The 19269-nt window shown below is 73.4% G+C and carries 15 protein-coding genes and 1 pseudogene; 7 read left to right on the top strand and 9 right to left on the bottom strand.

Annotated elements, in window-relative coordinates; translation table 11 throughout:
• The 4 genes and pseudogenes from N4G66_RS40330 to N4G66_RS40315 all read right to left on the bottom strand — a co-directional run.
• Nucleotides 1-2846 (bottom strand): annotated as a pseudogene (locus N4G66_RS40330) (hypothetical protein); the annotation flags it as partial.
• 67 nt (nt 2847-2913) lie between these two features.
• Nucleotides 2914-3792, bottom strand: coding sequence for a hypothetical protein (locus N4G66_RS40325; RefSeq protein ID WP_261709282.1), 879 nt, complete (start codon nt 3790-3792; stop codon nt 2914-2916).
• A gap of 190 nt (nt 3793-3982) precedes the next feature.
• Complete coding sequence (locus N4G66_RS40320) at nt 3983-5500, bottom strand: hypothetical protein (RefSeq protein WP_261709281.1); 1518 nt, start codon at nt 5498-5500, stop codon at nt 3983-3985.
• 643 nt (nt 5501-6143) lie between these two features.
• Complete coding sequence (locus tag N4G66_RS40315; protein WP_261709280.1) at nt 6144-6848, bottom strand: GntR family transcriptional regulator; 705 nt, start codon at nt 6846-6848, stop codon at nt 6144-6146.
• A gap of 173 nt (nt 6849-7021) precedes the next feature.
• Between N4G66_RS40315 and N4G66_RS40310 the strand changes: the two genes are divergently transcribed.
• The 5 genes from N4G66_RS40310 to N4G66_RS40290 all read left to right on the top strand — a co-directional run bounded on the left by N4G66_RS40310 (nt 7022) and on the right by N4G66_RS40290 (nt 11553).
• Nucleotides 7022-8341 (top strand): MFS transporter, encoded by a 1320-nt coding sequence (locus N4G66_RS40310; RefSeq protein WP_261709279.1) that lies wholly within the window; start codon nt 7022-7024, stop codon nt 8339-8341.
• 53 nt (nt 8342-8394) lie between these two features.
• Nucleotides 8395-9192 (top strand): putative hydro-lyase, encoded by a 798-nt coding sequence (locus tag N4G66_RS40305; protein WP_261709284.1) that lies wholly within the window; start codon nt 8395-8397, stop codon nt 9190-9192.
• Between the two features lie 29 nt (nt 9193-9221).
• Nucleotides 9222-9995 (top strand): LamB/YcsF family protein, encoded by a 774-nt coding sequence (locus tag N4G66_RS40300; RefSeq protein ID WP_261709278.1) that lies wholly within the window; start codon nt 9222-9224, stop codon nt 9993-9995.
• Between the two features lie 74 nt (nt 9996-10069).
• Nucleotides 10070-10687, top strand: a complete 618-nt coding sequence (locus tag N4G66_RS40295) for a 5-oxoprolinase subunit B family protein (protein WP_261709283.1) — start codon at nt 10070-10072, stop codon at nt 10685-10687.
• A complete protein-coding gene (locus tag N4G66_RS40290) occupies nt 10684-11553 on the top strand; it encodes a 5-oxoprolinase subunit C family protein (RefSeq protein WP_261709277.1) in 870 nt (289 codons plus the stop codon). The genes N4G66_RS40295 and N4G66_RS40290 overlap by 4 nt, the downstream gene beginning before the upstream one ends.
• An 82-nt stretch (nt 11554-11635) precedes the next feature.
• Here the strand turns inward: N4G66_RS40290 and N4G66_RS40285 are convergent, their stop codons facing one another.
• The 5 genes from N4G66_RS40285 to N4G66_RS40265 form a co-directional block, all read right to left on the bottom strand.
• Entirely contained in the window at nt 11636-12490 is an 855-nt protein-coding gene (locus N4G66_RS40285) for an SGNH/GDSL hydrolase family protein (RefSeq protein ID WP_261709276.1), read from the bottom strand.
• The gene (locus tag N4G66_RS40280) at nt 12487-13641 is read right to left on the bottom strand and encodes a glycosyltransferase (RefSeq protein ID WP_261709275.1); all 1155 of its coding nucleotides are present in this window, start codon (nt 13639-13641) and stop codon (nt 12487-12489) included. Before N4G66_RS40280 ends, N4G66_RS40285 begins: the two co-directional genes overlap by 4 nt.
• Nucleotides 13638-14801: a glycosyltransferase family 4 protein gene (locus N4G66_RS40275; RefSeq protein ID WP_261709274.1), complete on the bottom strand. Its 1164-nt coding sequence runs from the start codon at nt 14799-14801 to the stop codon at nt 13638-13640. The genes N4G66_RS40280 and N4G66_RS40275 overlap by 4 nt, the downstream gene beginning before the upstream one ends.
• Nucleotides 14802-14940: 139 nt before the next feature.
• Nucleotides 14941-16359 (bottom strand): HEAT repeat domain-containing protein, encoded by a 1419-nt coding sequence (locus N4G66_RS40270; protein ID WP_261709273.1) that lies wholly within the window; start codon nt 16357-16359, stop codon nt 14941-14943.
• 300 nt (nt 16360-16659) lie between these two features.
• Nucleotides 16660-17052 (bottom strand): ankyrin repeat domain-containing protein, encoded by a 393-nt coding sequence (locus tag N4G66_RS40265; protein ID WP_261709272.1) that lies wholly within the window; start codon nt 17050-17052, stop codon nt 16660-16662.
• Nucleotides 17053-17312: 260 nt separating this feature from the next.
• On the opposite strand from N4G66_RS40265, the gene N4G66_RS40260 reads away from it, so the two are divergent.
• Nucleotides 17313-17507 (top strand): hypothetical protein, encoded by a 195-nt coding sequence (locus N4G66_RS40260; RefSeq protein WP_037621052.1) that lies wholly within the window; start codon nt 17313-17315, stop codon nt 17505-17507.
• A gap of 39 nt (nt 17508-17546) precedes the next feature.
• Nucleotides 17547-19124 carry a hypothetical protein gene (locus tag N4G66_RS40255; RefSeq protein WP_261709271.1) on the top strand — a complete coding sequence of 526 codons (1578 nt, stop codon included), beginning with the start codon at nt 17547-17549 and terminating at the stop codon, nt 19122-19124.
• The last annotated feature ends 145 nt before the right edge of the window (nt 19125-19269 follow it).

Raw genomic sequence — 19269 nt, 5'->3', positions numbered from 1 at the left:
CGCTCCAGGCAGACCTGGGCACGGGCCTCCGACTCCGCCGCCTCGTCGGCGAGTTCCCGCAGCTTGACCTGCCATCCGGCGCGTTCGCGCAGCCGGAACGCGAGTCCGGCGAGGGCGTCGGCGGCGCGCCGGGCCTTCTGCGCGGCCTCCTGCCGCTCGTCGCGTACATGGGCCGCGTCGGCGGCCGTCTCGTCGGTCTCCGCCCGGACGGTCCGGGCCTCGGTCAGCTCGGCCTCGGCCTCCTCCGCGAAGGCGCGTGCGTCGCGGGCGGTCACGGCCAGCTCGACGAGCCGTCCGGTGGGACAGCCGGTGCGCCAGGACGCGAGCCGCGCGGCCAGCTCCCGGTCCTTGCCGAGGCGGGCGGCGAGCGTGCGGATCTCCTCGTCCCGCAGGCCCGTGCGGGCCCGCAGCGTCTGGCGCTCCTCGTCGGCCGCGTGCTCGTCGTGCATGGCCGGGTTCGGCGGTACGAGAAAGACGCCGCCGTCTCCCGCGTCGGTGGGCGGGGTCGGGGCGAGCAGGGCGGCGGCCGTGCCGACGGCCACCGCCGAACGCGGCAACAGCGCCGCGTCGCCGAGGACCTCGCGGGCCCGCGCGTGGGTGTCCGGGTCGGTGATGATCACGCCGTCGACGAGTTCGGGCCGGGCGGCCAGCACGCGCGCGTGGTCGACGGGATCGACGGCCTGCGCGAGGTAGCGCCAACCGGGCAGCGCGGGAATGCCGTGCTCGCCCAGGTATTCGACGGTGGCGAGGACGTCCGGGCCGGGCGGCAGCAGCCCGCCGTCGCCGAGCGCCCCGAGAATCCGCGCGTCGTCGGCCGCGGCGGTCCGCAGTTCGAAGAGCTGCCGCTCGGCGGAGGCGACCCCCTCGTCGAGGAGTTCACGAAGTTCGTCGGCGTAACGGTCGAGCTCTTCGGGGGCCAGCGGCGCGCCGCCCGACAAGCCGGCCGCACCGTCGGACTCCTCGTCGCGGCGGGACTGCGGAACGCCGCGGCGGGCGCCGGCGCCCGGCAGGCTCAGCAGCTCCGCGAGGCGTTCCTCCTCCGCCAGGACCTCGGCCGTGCGGCGCTCCGCTTCGTACGACCGCTCCGCGGCCGTCGCCGCGTCCGCCGCGCGGGCCGCCGTCAGCTCGGCCCGGGACTCGGCGGACGCCGCCTCCCGCGCCTGGTCGGCGGCGCGCCGCGAGGCCTCACGGGCGATGTCCCAGGCGGCGACGGCAGTCTTCTCCGCGTCGCTGGCCGCGAGGGCGGCCCTGGCCGGGTCCGCGTCGGGGGCGCTGTCGTCGAGCCAGCCGGCCCGGACCGCCTCGGCGGTCTCCTGCTCGACCTCGGCCAGCCGCTGGCGCAGGTGCCCGAGCTCGCTGCGGGCACGCTGGGCGGCCGTGGCGGCGGCCGTCGAATCGGCGTGCGCCGTCTCGCCGACCTCCTGGAGGCCGGCGGACCGTTCCTCCTCCTCGTTGGCGAGCGACTCGGCGCCCTCGGCGGCCCGGTGCAGGGCACGGACGAGATCGACAGCGGCCCTGGCGCGGGCGGCGAGCGCGGGAGCGGCGTCCCGTTCGGCCTCGCTGATCGCCTCGGCGACGCGGGTGGAACGGTCGGCGGCGGCACGGTGGCGCAGCACGGCCTCGGCGGCCTGCCAGGCCGCGTGCAGGGTGCGCGCGTCGGCGAGCTCCCGCTTCTGCGCGGCCGCCGATTTCTCCGCGCCCGCGAGGGCCAGCGAGGCGTGCCGGTAGGCGAGTTCGGCGGCGATCAGCGCACTGCGCTCGCGGGCGCCCTCGGCGTGGGTGACGGCGTACGCGGCAGCGGTCACGCGCTGGGCGAGCTCACCGGCGCGCACACGCTCCCGCACGGCCCGAGCGGACAGCCGGCGCGCCAGTGTCCTCGTACGCCGCTCGGCGCCCGTGTGGATGTCACGCGCGCGGGATCGTCCCTCGGCGGCGTCGACGATCCGGCCGAGCAGGTCCACGGAACCGGCGGTGAAATCGCGCTCGGCGATGAGTTCGGCGCGGCGCCCCAGCTTGTTGCCGAAGCCGCCGACCAGGTCGGCGAGCCCGTCGGTGTCGCGGGTGTCGGTGACCGCACGCAGCAGGAGGTCGGTGAAGTCGGAGTCCTTCTTGACCGCGAAGAGGCCGGCGGCCTCACCCTCGTCGGCGTTCATCTCCCGCTGGTAACGGAAGAGTTCGGGGTCCAGGCCCAGGTCGCCGAGGTGTTCGTTCCAGCGGTCGTGGATCTCCTCCCAGTGCACCTCCAGGTGCGGGTAGGCCTTGCCGGCCTCGGTGATCGCGTCGCGGAAGCCCTTCATGGTGCGCCGCCGCCCCTGCGCTCCGGAGGCGCCTTCGACCGGCGGCCGTACCGCGGTGGCCTCGGCGACGGGCAGGTTGTCCAGGCTGAGTCCCGGTCCTGGCCGGAACGAGTACCAGGCTTCGGCGAACTTCCGCGGGTCGTTGGAGACCTGCCGTCCCCGCCACTCGCTCGCCTTGCCGACCACCACGCACTCACCGGTCAGCGTGTGCTGCCACTCCAGCGCGACGTGTCCGCAGTCGTCGGCGAGCAGGAACTTGCGCAGCACACCGGAGCTGGCGCCACCCAGGGTGTTGCGGTGGCCCGGGAGCATCACCGAGAAGATCAGCTTGAGCAGGACCGACTTGCCGCCGCCGTTCTCCAGGAAGAGCACGCCGGCGGGCGCGGGCCGGCGGGGCGGGCCGACCGGCTCCTCCTCGAAGAACTCCGCCTGGGTGGGCGCGGGATCGGGTACGGGCTCGCCGACGCCGCGCAGGTCCAGCACGGTGTCGGCGTAGCGCGCACCGGCGGGCCCGATGGAGTAGAGGCGGACCCGGGACAGCTCGTACATGGCGGCGGACTCTCGTAGTCGTGTGGGGAGGTGAGGTCGTGGGGGGGGAGCCGGGGGCGGGCGGACGTCAGGAGTGGAAGGGCAGTCCGGCTCCGGCCACGAGCTCCAGGTCGTCGCCGTCCGCGGCGGGCAGCAGCGTCGCCGTGCCGTCGGTCACCGGGACGATGCCCAGCTCCAGCAGTTCGGCCATGGCCGCGCTGCCCGCCATGTCGCGGACCTGGAGCTGGTAGCGGGCCGTCGTCCGGTACGTCCCGCCGGATTCGTCGCCGGTGCGCTGGAGGAACCCGGATTCGGTGAGGAAGGCGACGGCCTTGGCGATGATGCCCGTCGTCGAGCCGGCCAGTCTTCGCGCGTCCTTGGTGGCCCCGGTGGAACTGCGCCGCGTCCAGATCCGCCAGGCCGCCTCCAGGCCCGGCGCGTCGGTCGCCGGGTCGGTGTTCTCCCCGGTCTCCTCGGCCCGCTCCTCCAGGCGCCTGCACGCCTGCCGTACGAACGCGTCGACGCCGTTGACCGAGACCCGCCCGATGTAGCCGTCGTCCGCGAGGTCCTCGGGGCGCGGGAAGGCCATGGCGGCCACGGCGAGGTGAGCGAGTCCGTGCAGGAAACGGTCCCCGGAATCGGTCGAGGCTCGTCGCGCGTAGTCGCCCATGCGGACGGCGAAGACGGAGTCCTCGGCGGCGGTCACCGCCATGCCCGCGCGCGGGGACACCTCCAGGACGACCAGCCCGAGGCCGGCGGCGACCGCGTCGGCGAGCCGCGCGAAGGGCGGGTCCTCGCGGTAGCGGCGCAGCAGCTCGGTGTACTCCTGGTCGCGCGCGGGCTGCAGTTTGGGCTGCAGCCCGAAGGCGACGAGCCGCGCCGCGTCGGCGGCGTCGGCAGGCGTGACGGGGGCGTTCGCCGGTGCGGCGGTGGCCTCCGGTTCACTCCACTCGACGTGCTCGGTCACGGCTGGGGCTCCTTGTTCGGAAGTACGAGGGTACGTACGCGGGTGTGGGCGGGTGCCCGGTGCGGAGCTCGCCGGCCGGACGGGCGCGGTTTCCTGTCGCGGGCGCGGCCGGTGGCGCCGGACACGGGGACCGGGCTGGACGCGAGGGCCAGGGGCGAACCGCGGTCCCCGAGCTCCTGCGGCGGACGGTTCATGCCCGGTCCGCCTTCATCCCGGCCGCGTCCAGCAGGGCCATCCCGACGATCAGATCGGCCCCGCCGAATTCCGGATCGTCCAGCTCGGTCCCGTCGTCCACGGCGAACAGCAGGCGCTCCTCGCCCTGCCGGTAGGCGGTGCCGACCGGCGGGCTCGCGGCGTGCACGGCCAGAAGAGCCACCAGGTAGGGCAGCTCGGGATCGCGGCGGCGGGCCTCCGCGAGCAGACCGGACAACCGGCGCGGCGCGTCGGGGGGCAGGTTCAGGAGCTCCTTGGCGGAGGCGAGCTGCTCCTCGCTGAAGCGGCTGTCGTCCGGGGTGGCGATCAGGTCGGGCTCGGGCATCTCCGCCCCGAGGTGCTCGCGCTCCAGCGGCGGTGTCAGCAGGATGTCGACGAGGTCCCCGACGCGTACGGCGACGGGTGTGCGCAGGCCCGTCCCGCGCGCGAAGAAGGCGTCGGTGACGCGCAGCGCCCGCTCCACCGGCAGGGGCAGCACCGGGGCGACCAGATGGCCGTAGAGGTCGATCCCCGAGGTCGTCATGGGGGTCCCGAAGGCCTGCCGGTCCTGCTCGGCGCGGAACAGCGGGCCGGCCTCCAGCAGGCGGGACTGGAGCTGGGTGTGCCGGCGGATGCAGTCCTTGACTATGTCGACGAGTTCGGCGGCGCGCCGCTTCTGCTCGGGGTCCTCGGACTCGTCCCGGGCCTTGCGGATGTTGGTGAGGATCGCGTTCTCGTGGCGGTACCGGTCGGCGACGTGGTCCAGGGCCTCGGCGATCATGTCGGGTACGGCCTGGAGCCAGTCGACGGCCCGGACATTGCGCCGGGTCGCGTCGAGAGCCTTGCGCAGTGTCTCCGCGTACTGCACGGTCCGGTAGCGGGCCTGCTCGGCGGCGAGCTGCGCGTCGGCCAGCCGGCCGCGGCTGATCAGGACCTCCAGCTTGACCTCGGCGGCGATCTGCGCGCTGGTGACGTCGGTGTCGAGGGCGCCGACGAGGACGTTGACCGCTTCGTCGGTCGTACGGAGGTAGACGCTGCCCCCGTAGCCAGGCACTTCCTCGATCAGCTTGAAGTCGTAGTCGCGGCGCACATAGGTGCCGTCGGGTGCGAAGGTGCCGTACACCGCCCGGAAGCCCCGGTCGACGCTGCCGACGTTGATCAGGTTCTCCAGGACCCAGCGGGCCACGCGCTCGTGCTCGGCGACCGGGCGCCTGGGGGCCTGGGCGGCGATACGCGGGATGAGCCTGGCCACTATCTGGTCGTGGTCGGCGCCCGTGTCGAAGTCCATGTTCAGTGTGACGAGATCGATGGCGGCGAGGGCGACCTCGGCCATGCCGTACACCGTGTACTCGCCCGCGAGGTTCGCCTTGCGCACGTCCAGGTCGTGCAGCGGCGCGGTACAGGCGAGCGCGCGCAGCCGCCGCGCCAGGCCCTCGTCGGCGGCCGGGCCCGGCGCCGGGCGCGGGCCCGCGCTGAGCTGGGGCGGAACGCTGTCCGTCGATGCAGGCGAAGTCACGGTGCACAGACTAGGTCCTCGGTCCGACAACGGTCGAAACGGCGCAGAAGCGACCGCCGTCCCCGCCCCGGCCACGAACCCGTGCCACGAACCCGCCGCCCCGACCGGCCCTTCGCCCGCCTCACAGCCCCCGCAGACCGCCCCTGCGCCGCCGGTGCCCACGTCCTGCCCCGGCCCGGCCGCACCTCGCCACGCCACGCCGCCGGGCGAGCCACTTGCACAGCGGCCCCATGGACCGACGCCGCACACCGACCCGCGCCGCCGGGATCGATACCCTGCCCCATCTCTGCCGCAGGCGCCCGGCCGGGGCGCCCACTCGCACGCCAGCCCCACGTGGCCGACGCCACACACCAGCCCCGCAACGCCGGGATCGGCTCCCTGCCCCAGGCCTTCCGTAACTAGGCCCCGCCGGACCGGTCACTCACGTACCGGCCCCGCAACGCAGGGATCGACCGTGCCCCATGGGCCCTGACCGGGACCGGCGAGGCCAGGCACGCGCCCTGAGCGCCCCCGAGCACGGCGCCGTCAGCTCCCGTGCCCCACACGGGAGGCCCGCCGCGTCAGCCGGTCAAGCGGCAACCACCCCGGGCTCAGCCCGCCCGCCGGGTCCGCCCCGTGCTCCGCCGACCGGACGCGCGTCGCGTCAGCCGATGCCCTGGGCTCCGTCGGCCACGCGGCGCGCGTACACCTCGACGAGGCCCCTGAGCGAGTCGTCGAGGTAGCCCGCGAGGAGGCGCTCCGCGCCGTCCCGGTCGCCCGCCCGGAGGGTCTGAAGGATCTCGTGGTTGCGCACGAGGTAGGGCTCGTGGAGCCGCTGGGGGTCGTCCACCACGTGGAAGGCGAGACGGAGCTCCGCGAAGACGCTGCGCATCACCTCGTCGGTGCGGGCGCTGCCGGCGAGCGCGACCAGCTCGCGGTGGAAGTGGATGTTGGCGGTCGACACTCCTTTCCAGTCACCTTCGCGGGCCGCCCGCTGCCCGTCCGAGACGGCCTTGGCGATCCCCTCCACGGCGTACGGCGGGCTGCCGAGCCCGCGGACCACTGCGCACTCGACGAGGGACCGGGTGCGGTAGATGTCCTCGACGTCCTCGACGGTGAGTACACGCACGAAGACCCCTCGATTGAGCTCGTGCACCAGCAGCCGCTCGTGCGTGAGCAGCCGGAACGCCTCCCGCAGCGTGTTCCGCGAAACACCGAGCGCGCCGCCGATGCTGTCCTCCGACAGCCGTGTCCCGGGCGGGAAGAAGCCCTCGGCGATCCGGCTCCTGAGGATGTCCGAGACCCGCTCGGCGGTGCTGGTGCGTCCCAACAGGGCGCGATCGTCGGCCAGTTCCGTGAGCTCTGCCATGCCCGGAATTCAACCGCAGATACGAGAACGAAACAACACGGGTATTGAGGGATCGTTCAACGATCCTCTACCTTGTCGGACAGGCGCTCCCCAAGGGGAGGCGCCCACGGCTTCCGCACGGCACGGCACGGCTCAGTCCTCAAGCACTCTCCGTCCCTCACTGCGAGGTGCCCATGAGCACGACCCCTCCATCCCAGGCCCTGACCGGCAGCACTCCACCTGTCACGGGTGAACCCACCGCTCAGGAAGGCGCGTTCGGCTGGCTGCGCGCACTCGGCCCGCGCGGCCGGCGCGCTTTCGGCGGCGCGTTCGGCGGCTACGGCCTCGACTCGTACGACTACTTCACCCTGCCGCTGAGCATGGTCGCCCTGGCTGCGTACTTCGGTCTCGACAGCGGCCAGACCGGCCTGTTCACCACGGTCACGCTGGTCGTCTCCGCGGTCGGCGGCGCCGTCGCCGGTGTGGTCGCGGACCGGATCGGACGCGTCAAGGCCCTGATGATCACCGTGATCACCTACGCGGTGTTCACCGTGGCCTGCGGTTTCGCGCCGAACTACGAGACACTGCTGGTGTTCCGCGCCCTCCAGGGCCTCGGCTTCGGCGGCGAGTGGGCGGTCGGCGCGGTCCTGGTCGCCGAGTACGCGAGCCCCCGGCACCGGGGGCGCACCCTCGGTGCGGTCCAGAGCGCCTGGGCCGTCGGCTGGGGCCTGGCCGTGGTCGTCTACACGCTGGTGTTCCAGTACCTCGACGACGACATCGCCTGGCGCGTCATGTTCTGGACCGGCGCGCTGCCCGCACTGCTCGTGGTCTGGGTCCGGCGCCAGGTGCAGGACGCGCCCGAGCCTGCCGCGGTCCGCGCGAAGAGCGCGGACAAGGGATCGTTCACCGCCATCTTCAAGCCCGGCACGGCCGAGGTTCCGGGCCTGCTGCGCACCACGTTCTTCGCGGTCCTGCTCTCCACCGGTGTCCAGGGCGGCTACTACACGCTGGCCACCTGGGTTCCCACCTATCTGAAGACGGAGCGCGGACTGTCCGTCGTCGGCACCGGCGGCTACCTGACGCTGCTCATCTCCGGAGCCTTCCTCGGCTACCTCACCGGCGGTCTCCTCACCGACAGACTGGGCCGCAAGCGCAACATCCTGCTCTTCGCGATCCTCTCGGCGGCCTGCATCCTCACCTACGCGAACATCCCCAGCGGCGCCAACACCCTTCTCCTGGTGCTCGGTTTCCCGCTCGGCTTCTGCATGTCGGCGATCTTCAGCGGCTTCGGATCGTTCCTCAGCGAGCTGTACCCGGCGGCGGTGCGGGGCACGGGACAGGGCTTCGCGTACAACACCGGGCGCGCCGTCGGCGCGGTCTTCCCCACCACGGTCGGTTTCCTGGCCGACAGCTGGGGCGTGGGCGGAGCGCTGGTCTTCGGCGCGATCGGCTACGCGCTGGCCGCCCTCGCCCTGATCGGGCTCCCCGAGACGCGCGGCAAGGAGCTCCTGTGAACGACACCGTCCAGGTCCGACCGCCGGTCCTCACCGGGGACCGCTCGCCGAGCCTGCTGAAGACCCCCGGCCACGCCCACGCGTGGACCCCCGCGAGGGCCCGTCGGCGGTTCCGTTCGGGGCTGTCGGTCCCCACCGCCGGAATCGCCGCGGGCCACGCCCAGGCGAACCTCGTCTCGGTGCCCGCCGACTGGGCGTACGAGATGCTGCTGTTCTGCCAGCGCAACCCGAAGCCGTGTCCCGTCCTCGACGTCACCGACGCCGGTTCCTGGAGCACTCCGCTCGCCGCGGGCGCGGACCTGCGCACCGATCTGCCGGGCTACCGGGTGTGGGAGCACGGCGCGTTGGTGGCCGAGCCCACGGACGTGGTCGATTACTGGCGGTCCGACCTGGTGTCCTTCCTGATCGGGTGCAGCTTCACCTTCGAGTGGGCGCTGACCTCGGCGGGCGTCCCGATGCGCCACATCGAGCAGGGCCGCAACGTCTCGATGTACGTGACGGCGCGTCAGTGCCGCCCGGCGGGTCGGCTGCACGGCCCCATGGTCGTGTCGATGCGTCCGGTGCCGCCCGAACACCTGAGCGCGGCGATCCGGGAGAGCAGTCTGCTGCCCGCCGTGCACGGCAGTCCGGTGCACTGCGGTGACCCGTCGGGGCTGGGTATCGAGGATCTCTCACGCCCCGACTTCGGCGACCCGGTGATCGCGGCTCCGGACGACATCCCGGTGTTCTGGGCGTGCGGAGTGACGCCCCAGGCGGTCCTGATGGCGTCCCGTCCGCCGTTCGCGATCACCCACGCGCCCGGACAGATGTTCCTCACCGACACCCGTGACGAGCAGTACCGAGTGGCCTGAAGAGGCCGGAAAAGGAGAGACGGCGGCTCATGACCCGTATCGATCTCAACGCCGATCTCGGCGAGGGCTTCGGCCGCTGGCGGCTGACCGACGACGAACAGCTGCTGTCCGTCGTCACCAGCGCCAATGTGGCCTGCGGTTTCCACGCCGGGGACGCGGTCACCATGCGGCGGGTGTGCGAGCTGGCGGCGGAGCGGGGCGTACGGATCGGCGCCCAGGTCTCCTACCGTGACCTGGCGGGGTTCGGGCGGCGCGCGATGGACGTGCCGCCCGACGAGCTGGCGGCCGAAGTGGCCTACCAGATCGGCGCCCTGGAGGTCTTCGCGCGCGCGGCGGGCTCGCGGGTGGCGTACGTGAAGCCGCACGGCGCGCTCTACAACCGCGTGGTGCACGACGAGGAGCAGGCGGCGGCGGTGGTCGAGGGGATCACGCTCGCGGGCGCCGGGACCGGGACGGGGGGTCTGCCCGTCCTCGGGCTGCCGTCCTCACGCTTCCTGAAGGTGGCCGAGCGGGCCGGGCTGCCCGTCGTCACCGAGGCGTTCGCGGACCGCGCGTACACCGAGGAGGGCACCCTGGTGCCGCGTACCCAGCAGGGCGCGGTGATCACGGACGCCGGGACCGTCGTCGAACGCTCGCTGGGCCTGGCCCGGTTCGGGGTGGTCACCTCCCACACCGGGGAGCGCGTTCCGGTCCGCGCGCGCTCCCTGTGCCTGCACGGGGACACACCTGGTGCGGTCGAACTGGCCCACCGGGTGCGCGCCCGGCTGGAGTCCTCGGGCGTGCGCGTGGAGGCGTTCGCATGAGGACGGGACCCGACGACGGTACGGACCCGGTGCCGGCCATCGCCTGTACGGACCCGGCTCCCGCCGGCGTCGGCATGAAGGCTCTGCCCGTCGGCGACCGGGCGCTGCTCGTCGAGGTCTCCTCGGGGGAGGCGGCCCAGGCCCTGCACGCCGAACTGGTGCGACGCCGCGCGGAGGGCTCGTTGTCCGTGCGGGAGATCGTCCCGGCGGCCCGCACGGTGCTCCTGGACGGCCTGGACGACCCCGCGCGTCTCGCGGAACGGCTGCCCGGCTGGGAGATCCCCCCGCTGGACGCGCGCGCGGACGACGCCGTCGAGATCCCGGTACGGTACGACGGTCCCGACCTGACGGCTGTGGCGGCGCTTTGGGGGGTGGCGGTGCGCGAGGTGCCGGAAATCCACGCGGCGGCCGAATTCCGGGTCGCCTTCTGCGGGTTCGCGCCCGGCTTCGGCTACCTCACGGGACTGCCCGCGCGCTACGACGTGCCGCGCCGGGCAACCCCGCGGACGGCGGTGCCCGCGGGGTCCGTGGCTCTCGCGGGCCCGTACACGGGTGTGTACCCGCGCAGTTCGCCGGGCGGCTGGCAGTTGATCGGCACGACGGACGCGGTGCTGTGGGACCACGCGCGCGTACCGGCCGCGCTGCTGGCTCCCGGCGCCCGGGTCCGCTTCGTGGCGGCGGGGTGTTCATGAGCGACCGGGCCTTCGCGGTGGTGCGGGCGGGGGCCCTGACCACCGTCCAGGACCAGGGGCGGCCGGGCCACGCGCATCTCGGGGTACCGCGTTCCGGAGCGCTCGACGCGCCCGCGGCGGCGCTGGCCAACAGGCTCGTCGCCAACCCCGTCGAGGCCGCCGTACTGGAGACAACGGTCAACGGCTGTGCCCTACGCCCCCGTTCGACGGTCGTCGTGGCGGTGACCGGAGCGCCCTGCCCGGTGACGGTGGACGGTCGCCCGGCCGCCTGGGGAGCACCCGTTCCGGTGCCCGCCGGGGCGCTCCTGAACGTGGGTTCCGCGCGCGCGGGGCTACGGAGCTATGTGGCCGTCTCCGGTGGTGTGGCGGTCGATCCGGTGCTCGGCAGCCGCTCGACCGACCTTCTCTCGGGGCTCGGCCCCCCGCCCCTCACGGACGGCGCGGTGCTTCCCCTGGGGAACCCCGGCGCCGAGCACGCGCGCGTGGACGTCGCTGCGCACCGCGCCCCGCCGGCCGAGCTGGTCCTGCGCGTGACCCTCGGCCCGCGCGACGACTGGTTCACGGAGTCGGCCGTACGGACGCTCACGACCCGTGCCTACCGGGTCTCGGCGGCGAGCAACCGCATCGGCCTGCGCACGGAAGGGCCCTCCCTGGAGAGAGCCGTCTCCGGCGAACTCCCCAGTGAGGGCATGGTGCTGGGTGCCGTCCAGGTACCGCCCGACGGAAGGCCGGTCGTCTTCCTCGCCGACCATCCGACAACCGGGGGGTACCCGGTGATCGCGGTCGTCCGTGCCACCGACCTCCCGGCGGCCGCTCAGGCGGTCCCGGGAACCCCGGTGCGCTTCGTGGCCGTACGCCGCCGCTGAGGCCGCCGGGGGTCCGTACGCCGGTGAACGGGACTCCGGGCCCGCGCACGCCCGGTACCTCCCGCGCACGTCCACCCACCCCTCATGCCACGTCCGGCCGTTCGGACACGGAGAGGGACGCCAGGGCGGACGCGACGGCGTGCGAGGCGCTCAGGTCGAGCCGGGCGCTGGTACCCCGGGCCCGGTGGCGCACCTCGGCCGCGGCGAGGGTGAGCAGTTGGGGAAGCAGGTCAGTGCAGCGCCGGGCCACCCATCCCGTTCCCGCCGTGGCCAGCCACAGAAGGCTCGCCGAGCGGGACGGCGCGGGGAATTCGGGCTCGGCGGAGGGCGTGATCCCGCGTGCGACGCCCTCCTCGGTGAGCAGGGCGTGGAAGCGCAGGGCGAGCTGACGGTGCCCCAGTTCTCCCGGATGCAGCCGGTCGGCGCTCCACACCGCGCGGTCCTTCAGCCACTCCTCCTCCGCCGCGTGCAGGTGCATCGCCCCGTACCGCTTCGAGAGCGCGTGCACGACCGCGTTGACCGCGTGCTGCCGCCGGGCCAGCGGGCGGGCCAGGGCTGCCGGCAGCCCGAGCATCGAACCGGGGTCAGGGAGACAGGCCGTCATCACGATCGTGTCCCGCGCGCGGAACGCCGCGTACACCTTGTCGAGCCGTTCGGCCACCGCGTGGATGTCGAAGGTGTACCTCAGGGTGTCGTTGACGTCGATCACGACGGAGACGAGGTCGGGCTCCAGGGCGAGCGCAGCCGGGGTCTGCCGTTCGAGGACGTCCCGTGTCTGCGCCCCGCTGACCGCGAGGTTGGTGAACTCCACGGGCGCGTCCGCCGGGGCGAGGCCGGGGGCGAGCAGTTCGGCCCACCCCCGCCACCGGTCCCCGACGGGGTCGCCCACGCCTTCCGTGAGCGAGTCCCCGAGGGCGACGAACCGGCTCGGTCTCATGCCACGCCCTCCTGGAGGCGCGGCCGTGTGACGGCCACCGCGTCGTGCGCGGCGAGGAAACCCGACACGGCGGCGTCCCAGCCGAAGCACTCGGCACGCGCGCGTGCCGCCTGCCTGCGCCCGCCCTCGGTGCGGCCGAGCAGCAGCCGTACCGCGTCGGCGAAGGAGTCCCCGTTGTCGGCGGCGGTGGCTCCGGCGGAGCCGACGATCTCCGGGAGGGCGGAGAGCGAACTGGCGACCACGGGGGTGCCGCAGGCCATCGCCTCCAGGGCGGCGAGCCCGAAGGTCTCCGCGGGCCCGGGCGCCAGGCACACGTCCGCCGAGGCCTGGAGCGAGCCGAGCAGGGTGCGGTCGGCGACGTGCCCGAGGAAGGTGACGGGCAGCCTCCGTTCCCGGGCCCGCTGTTCGAGCCGGGCCCTGAGCGGTCCGTCCCCGGCGACGACGAGCACGGCCCGCACGCCACGCCGCAGCAGCGCCTCCAGCGCGTCGAGCGCCGTGCCGGGACGCTTCTCGACCGAGAGCCGGGAGCACATCACGAGCAGAACCTGGTCCGCGCGCGCGTGGCGGGCACGCAGCGCCGGGTCCCGCAGGGCCGGGTGCCGGTTCACCAGGTCGACGCCCAGGGGGGCGCGTACGACGTTGCGGGCGCCGATGCGCACGAACTCCCGCTCGGCGAACTCGGTGGTGCACACCACCCGCGAGTAGGTGTGCGCGGTACGGACGTTGAGGGCGTCGGCAGTCCGCCTGGCCATCCCCTCGGACAGTCCCCAGGTCCGCAGGACACCGTCGGCGGTCTCGTGGGAGACCATCACCGCGGGCACTCGGGCCCGTCGCGCCCAGACTCCGGTCCAGCGCAGGGTCGTGCGGTCGGAGACTTCGAGGCGGTCGGGGGCGAGCGACTCCAGGAGGCGGGACACCCGCCGCTTGTCCGTGAGGACGCGATAGCCGCCGGTCCCGGGCAGCAGCGGGCCGGGCAGCGTGATCACCCGCCCCTGCTCGGTGTCGCGGTCGCTCGCGCGCTCACCGGGGATGACGAGCACCGGTTCGTGACCGGCCGCCAGATAGCCGGTGCCGAGCTCCCGCAGCGCGGTGCGCAGCCCTCCGGAGGAGGGGGCGACGAAATTGGCGATCCGTACGATGCGCAGACTCATGCCGCCACCAGCTTCCGCGCGAAGAGCACATCCTCGTAGTGGCCGATGAGCTGGTCGCCCACCGCGGCCCAGGTACGGCCCTCGACCATGGCGTGCCCGGCGGCGCCGTAGGCCGCCCGCATCGCGGGATCGGCGGCCAGGGTGCGCACCGCGTCCCGTACGGCATCGGCGTCGCGCGGCGGGACCAGCAGCCCGGTGCGCCCGTGGGCGACCAGGTCGAGCGGCCCGCCGGCGGCGGGCGCGACGACGGGCACTCCGCTGGCCATGGCCTCCTGCACGGTCTGGCAGAAGGTCTCGAAGGGGCCGGTGTGCGCGAAGACGTCCAGCGAGGCGAAGATCCGGGCGAGTTCGCCGCCGGTGCGCCGGCCGAGGAAGACCGCGCCGGGGAGCGCGCCGCGCAGGGTGGCCTCGCTGGGTCCGTCGCCGACCACGACGACGCGGACGCCGTCCAGTTCGCAGACTCCGGAGAGCAGCTCGACGTGCTTCTCGGGGGCGAGCCGGCCGACGTAGCCGACGATCAGCTCACCGTTCGGAGCCAGTTCGCGGCGGAGCGCCTCGTCGCGGTGGTCGGGGCGGAAGCGGACCGTGTCGACACCGCGCGCCCAGAGCCGTACCCGGGGCACGCCGTGCGCCTCGAGGTCGTGCAGGGCCGCGCTGGACGGAGCGAGCGTCCGGTCGGCTGCGGCGTGCACCGAGCGGATGCGCCGCCACGCGGTGGCCTCACCCGCGCTGATGTACGTACGGGCGTATCCGGCGAGGTCGGTCTGGTAGACGGCCACGGCGGGGATGCCGAGCCGCGAGGCGGCCGCCATGCCGCGGACGCCGAGGATGAAGGGGCTGGCCAGGTGAACCATGTCCGCGCGGTGTTCGGTGATGGCCGCGGCGACGCGTCGGCTGGGGAGGGCGACACGGACCTGGGGATAACCCGGGAGCGGAAGGGAGGGGACCCGGACGACCGGGCACGGCGCGAGAGCGTCGGGCCCGCTCCCCATGGGGGCGCCTCCCTGTTCGGGGGAGGCCGAGAACTTGGGGGAGGTGGCCGGGGCGACGACAAGGGGAGCGTGACCGCGATCGACGAGGTGCCGGGCGGTCTGGAGCGCGCAGTGGGCCACGCCGTTCACATCGGGGGGAAAGGATTCGGTCACGATGACGACTCGCATACGGGTGTTCTCGCCGCACTGGACGTGGCCGCGTCAACGTGGATCTATGCGAACGATGAACGTCCCGTGAGCGTTGCGCTCCGCACCCGTCCAGGTCAGCCCCCGTCCACGCGCTCCTGACTCCCGGGTCACCGAACGTTCATACGGCCGGCATGTCGGGCCCGATCCTGCTCCGTACCGCTGTCTGGACTTCGGCCTCCTCGGCCGGATCCGCCGCCAGTCGGCGCAGCTGATCCACCACGCGCGCGTCACCGGTCTCGGCATGCCGGGCGGCGATCTCGCGGGTGGTCTCCTCGCAGTCCCACAGGCACTCGACGGCGAAGCCTGCGGGGAAGGAGGGATCGGTGACGGCCAGGGCACGGGCGGCGCGCTGGCGCAGATGCGATGACGCGGTCTCCCGGTAGATGTGCCGCAGTACGGGGGCGGCGCAGGCGATGCCGAGCCGTCCGGTGCCGTCGACGAGGGTCCACAGGGTCGGCGCGTCGGGTCCCTCGCCCCGTACCGCCTCGCGCAGGGCGGCCAGGACGAGATCGCTGTCCTTCGCCCCGCCCCGGCAGGCGAGCACGCGGCCGGCGGCGGCGCCGAGGGCGTCGGGCCGGTGCGCCCAGCCGCGCGCCCGGTCGACGGCGGCGACGCTCCGCATCCGTTCGAAGGCGTCGACGGCCGCCTCGACGACGGTCGTCGAGGCGGCCGCGACGGCCGCCTCGATCAGGTCGAGGGCGTCCGGATCGTTGCCGTCGGCGAGATAGCGCAGGGCTGTACAGCGGGCGCCGTCCGCGCCGTGGCGCGCGGCCTCGACGATCTCGGGACGGTCCTCGGGTCCGGCGACGGCGGTCAGGCAGCGGGCGGCCGGGACGTGCAGCGCGGCTCCGCGGTCGATGCCCGCCTGGGCCCAGTCGAAGACGGCGCTGACGCTCCACCCGGGGCGGGGTCCCGACGGTCGCATCTGGCGTTGCCAGCGGTCGAAGGACCCGGCTTCCTGGGCGGCGCGCACACGGGTGGCGATGGACGCGCGGGAGTCGTCGGCCCACAGGCGCCAGGGCCGTGGCTCGAAGGAGTCGCGTACGACGACGGCGAGGGCGGCCTCGCCCTCCGGATCGGCCGGGAACCGGGCGAGCACGGGGGCGGCGAGGGCCCGCAGGCCCGCGTCGTCGTCGCGCAGGGCCAGCTCGTCGAGGGCCCAGGCCCAGTTGGAGCCGACGGCCGCGTACCTGCGCAGCAGCGCGAGCGCGTCGCGCCTGCCGTAGGAGGCGAGGTGCCCGAGGACCGCGAGGGCGAGCCCCGTGCGTGACTCGCAGTCGTCGAGGACGTCCTCGGCATCGAAGAGGTGCCGCTCGATCTCGTCGAGCTCACCGCTCAGATCGAGGTAGAGACGGGCGTAGTACAGGGAGCGGTTCTCCACCTGCCAGTCGTGGCGGGGGTCCCTCAGAACACAGTGGTTCAGTGCCGCGAGCGCTTCGGCCCGCGGTGCGGTGAGCGCGTGCAGCGTGCCGTCGCCGCGGCCCCTCTGGAGCAGGCCGAGCAGGGTTCCGCTGGGCGCTATGACCGGATCGAACATGGGAAACAGCCTCACATCAAGCGTCGACGCAACCGGGATCCTGCATTACCTGGCCGCGTAACAACACGTCGGGGCGCCCGCCGTCTCTTGCTTGTTGTAGACCATCTTCCTCTACCTCTCGTCGGTGGCCCATGCGGGCCGCGTCACGGCCCGCGCGGTGCGGCAACTTCTGCCCAGCCGTCACGTCCGTGAATCACGTCGACATGATGACTCGGCGGTTCTTCCTGCCGCGACCGTATTTCCGGCGGCCCCGTTCCGCCTCCCCTTTTTCCTGCGTCTCGCCTGGTCAGAGCGTTCGGTTTACTGCGTGCCGAACAATTCGAGCAGGTCCGTCTTGGCGAACATGCGCGCCGTGTCGACGGCCGAGGGCGTACCCGCGGCCGGATCGGCGCCGGCGGCCAGGAGGACCCGGATGACGGCTTCCTCACCCTTGAAAACAGCTCCGGCGAGAGGGGTCTGGCCCCGGTCGTTGACGCGGTCGGCCTCGGCGCCGCGCTCCAGCAGGGCGCGGACCGCCTCCGCGTGGCCGTGGTAGGCGGCGAGCATCACGAGCGAGTCGCCGCGGTCGTTCGTGAGGTCGGCCGGAACACCCGCGTCGACATACGCCACGAGTGTCTCCGTCTCGCCGCGTCGCGCCAGATCGAAGATCTTGGTCGCCAGCTCCACGACCTCGGGGTCGGGGGCTTCGCTCATCGGCCGGACCACCTCTCACTGCAACCGTTCGGGTGAATCGACAGGGTACTGGCTCCGGCGGCACATGACAGGCATCCTCCGAGGCAAAGATCACAAAGGGCGCATCGGACGCAACAGACCAGCTCAGGCGGCCCAAGACAGCTCAATCGCGAGGGTGAAATCAGCCATATTTCACCCAGTTGCACCTTTTATCGTATGGATACATGCTGTGATCCTGGAACAACTCATGGTGACCGTCCCCACGAACCAGGAGAGCTCAAATGATTCTGTCCATGTCAGGCGTCGTCCTTCTCGGCATCATCGTCTTCCTCTTCTTCAAGAAGGACGGGCTGAAGGCGTCGCACGCCCTGGTGGCCGCGCTCTTCGGCTTCTACCTCGCCAGCACGGCCATCGCGCCGAGCATCAAGGCCGGCGGGGAGAGCCTGGCGGGCCTCCTCGGCGGGATCAAGTTCTGACGACGTCCCCCACCTCGTACGCACCTTCAGGAGACAGCAGTGGCTCGGCGCCCTCTCCCCCGCATCCTCAGCAACGGCACCGCACAGATCGCCAAGAGCCGGGAGCTGGCCCGGACGGCAGCCGACAGCGCCACCGATGTCCTCCATCCACTGATCACGGTCACCCGTGGACTGCGCCGGCTGGCCGCCGCCGGACGGCGCAAGTGGGCCGCCACCCCCAAGGACCGGCGCGGGCCGCTGCTGTTCCTGGTGGCCTCGGTGATCCTGATCGTGGCCCTGGTGCCGTACGGACCGCTGCTCGCCGTCATCACCCTGATGGCGGCGGCAGCCTGGGCCGGTCGCGAGCGCACCCCACCGCCCGCGACCGGCCCCGACGAGGCACAGACCGGACGTCTGCAGTCCCTCTACGAAGCACTCGTCCCGTACTTCTCCGCGGCCGAGGACCCCGCTCCCCTGTATGCCCACGGCGGCGACTGGGAGAAGGCGTTCGCCTCGTACGACTTCGACGACGAGGGACGGATCTCCCGTCTGCTCATCCACTACCCGGCGTACTTCACGGACGGCGAGCCGGACTCCCGCGCCCGTATCGAGCAGCTCCTGCACGCCAAGTCGGGCCGCGGCCGTGAGTACCACTTCGACTGGGACGAGGAGGGCAACGAACTCACCGTCACGGTCCTCGCGCCCCTCCCCACCGACATCGCCGCCCAGCGCTTCGTCACCGCGCCCGGCGAGACGGTCCTCGGCTTCACCGATCCGGCCGACGTCCAGCGCACGCTCCCCCTCACCCACGGAGAGGAACGGCGCGACGTTCCTCCCGTCGTGTGGCGCACGGGCGCCCGCTCCACCGAACCGCACCTGCTGATCACGGGGGAACCGGGCACCGGCACGACCACCCTCCTGCGCTCCATCGCCCTGCAGTCCCTCCAGTACGGCGATGTCGTCATCGTCGACGGCGGAGGCACCGGCGAGTACGCGTGCCTGACCGGGCGCGACGGCGTGCTGGCAGTCGAGTGCGCGGCGGCCGGGGCTATCGGCAGCCTGGAGTGGGCGGCACACGAGACGGAGCGGCGGCTGATCGCCGCGAACCGCGCCCGCCAGGCGGGACATCCCGCCCCCGACGACATCAAGAACCCCCTGTGGATTCTGCTGGACCGGCCGAGCGCGCTCGGCCATCTGGCCGCAGCCGACGGACGGGGGGACCCGCAGGCCCTTCTCCAGATTCCGCTGCGGCACGGCCGTGCGGCGGGTGTCACGGTCGTGATCGCCGAGCACTTCGAGAATCTCGACTTCCTCAGCGAAGCGGTACGGCAGCACACCCGCGCGCGCGTGGTGCTCGGCGCGGCCTCCGCCGCCCAGCTGGAATCGATCCTGGGCGCGCCCCCGCACACCACCCCGACCCGGGAGGTGCCGCCCGGCCGCGGCTACGCCCGCCTGGGCGCGGGGCCCGTCCTGCGCCTCCAGGTCCCGGCCACACCGGACCCCTACGACGACGCGACGAGCGAGACGCACCGGCGGGCGGTGCTCGACCTCCTTCCTGAGCGGACCACACCGGGAGATGCGGAACAGGTGCCCTCCGAGGTCGCCGGGGTCGCCGGCGTCGCGGTGGCGGAGGGGTAGCCTCACCGCCCCCGCGGTCTTCGCGCGCACGCGGGACGGGGCGGAAACCCACTTGGGTTTCCGCCCCGTCCCGCGTGCACCCCGTCCCGCGTGCACCCCGTCCCGCGTGCACCCCGTCCCGCGTGCACCCCGTCCCGCGTCCGGC

It is taken from the genome of Streptomyces rhizosphaerihabitans (assembly GCF_025399795.1).
GTDB lineage: Bacteria > Actinomycetota > Actinomycetes > Streptomycetales > Streptomycetaceae > Streptomyces > Streptomyces rhizosphaerihabitans.
This window is presented reverse-complemented; position numbering and strand designations above follow the sequence as displayed.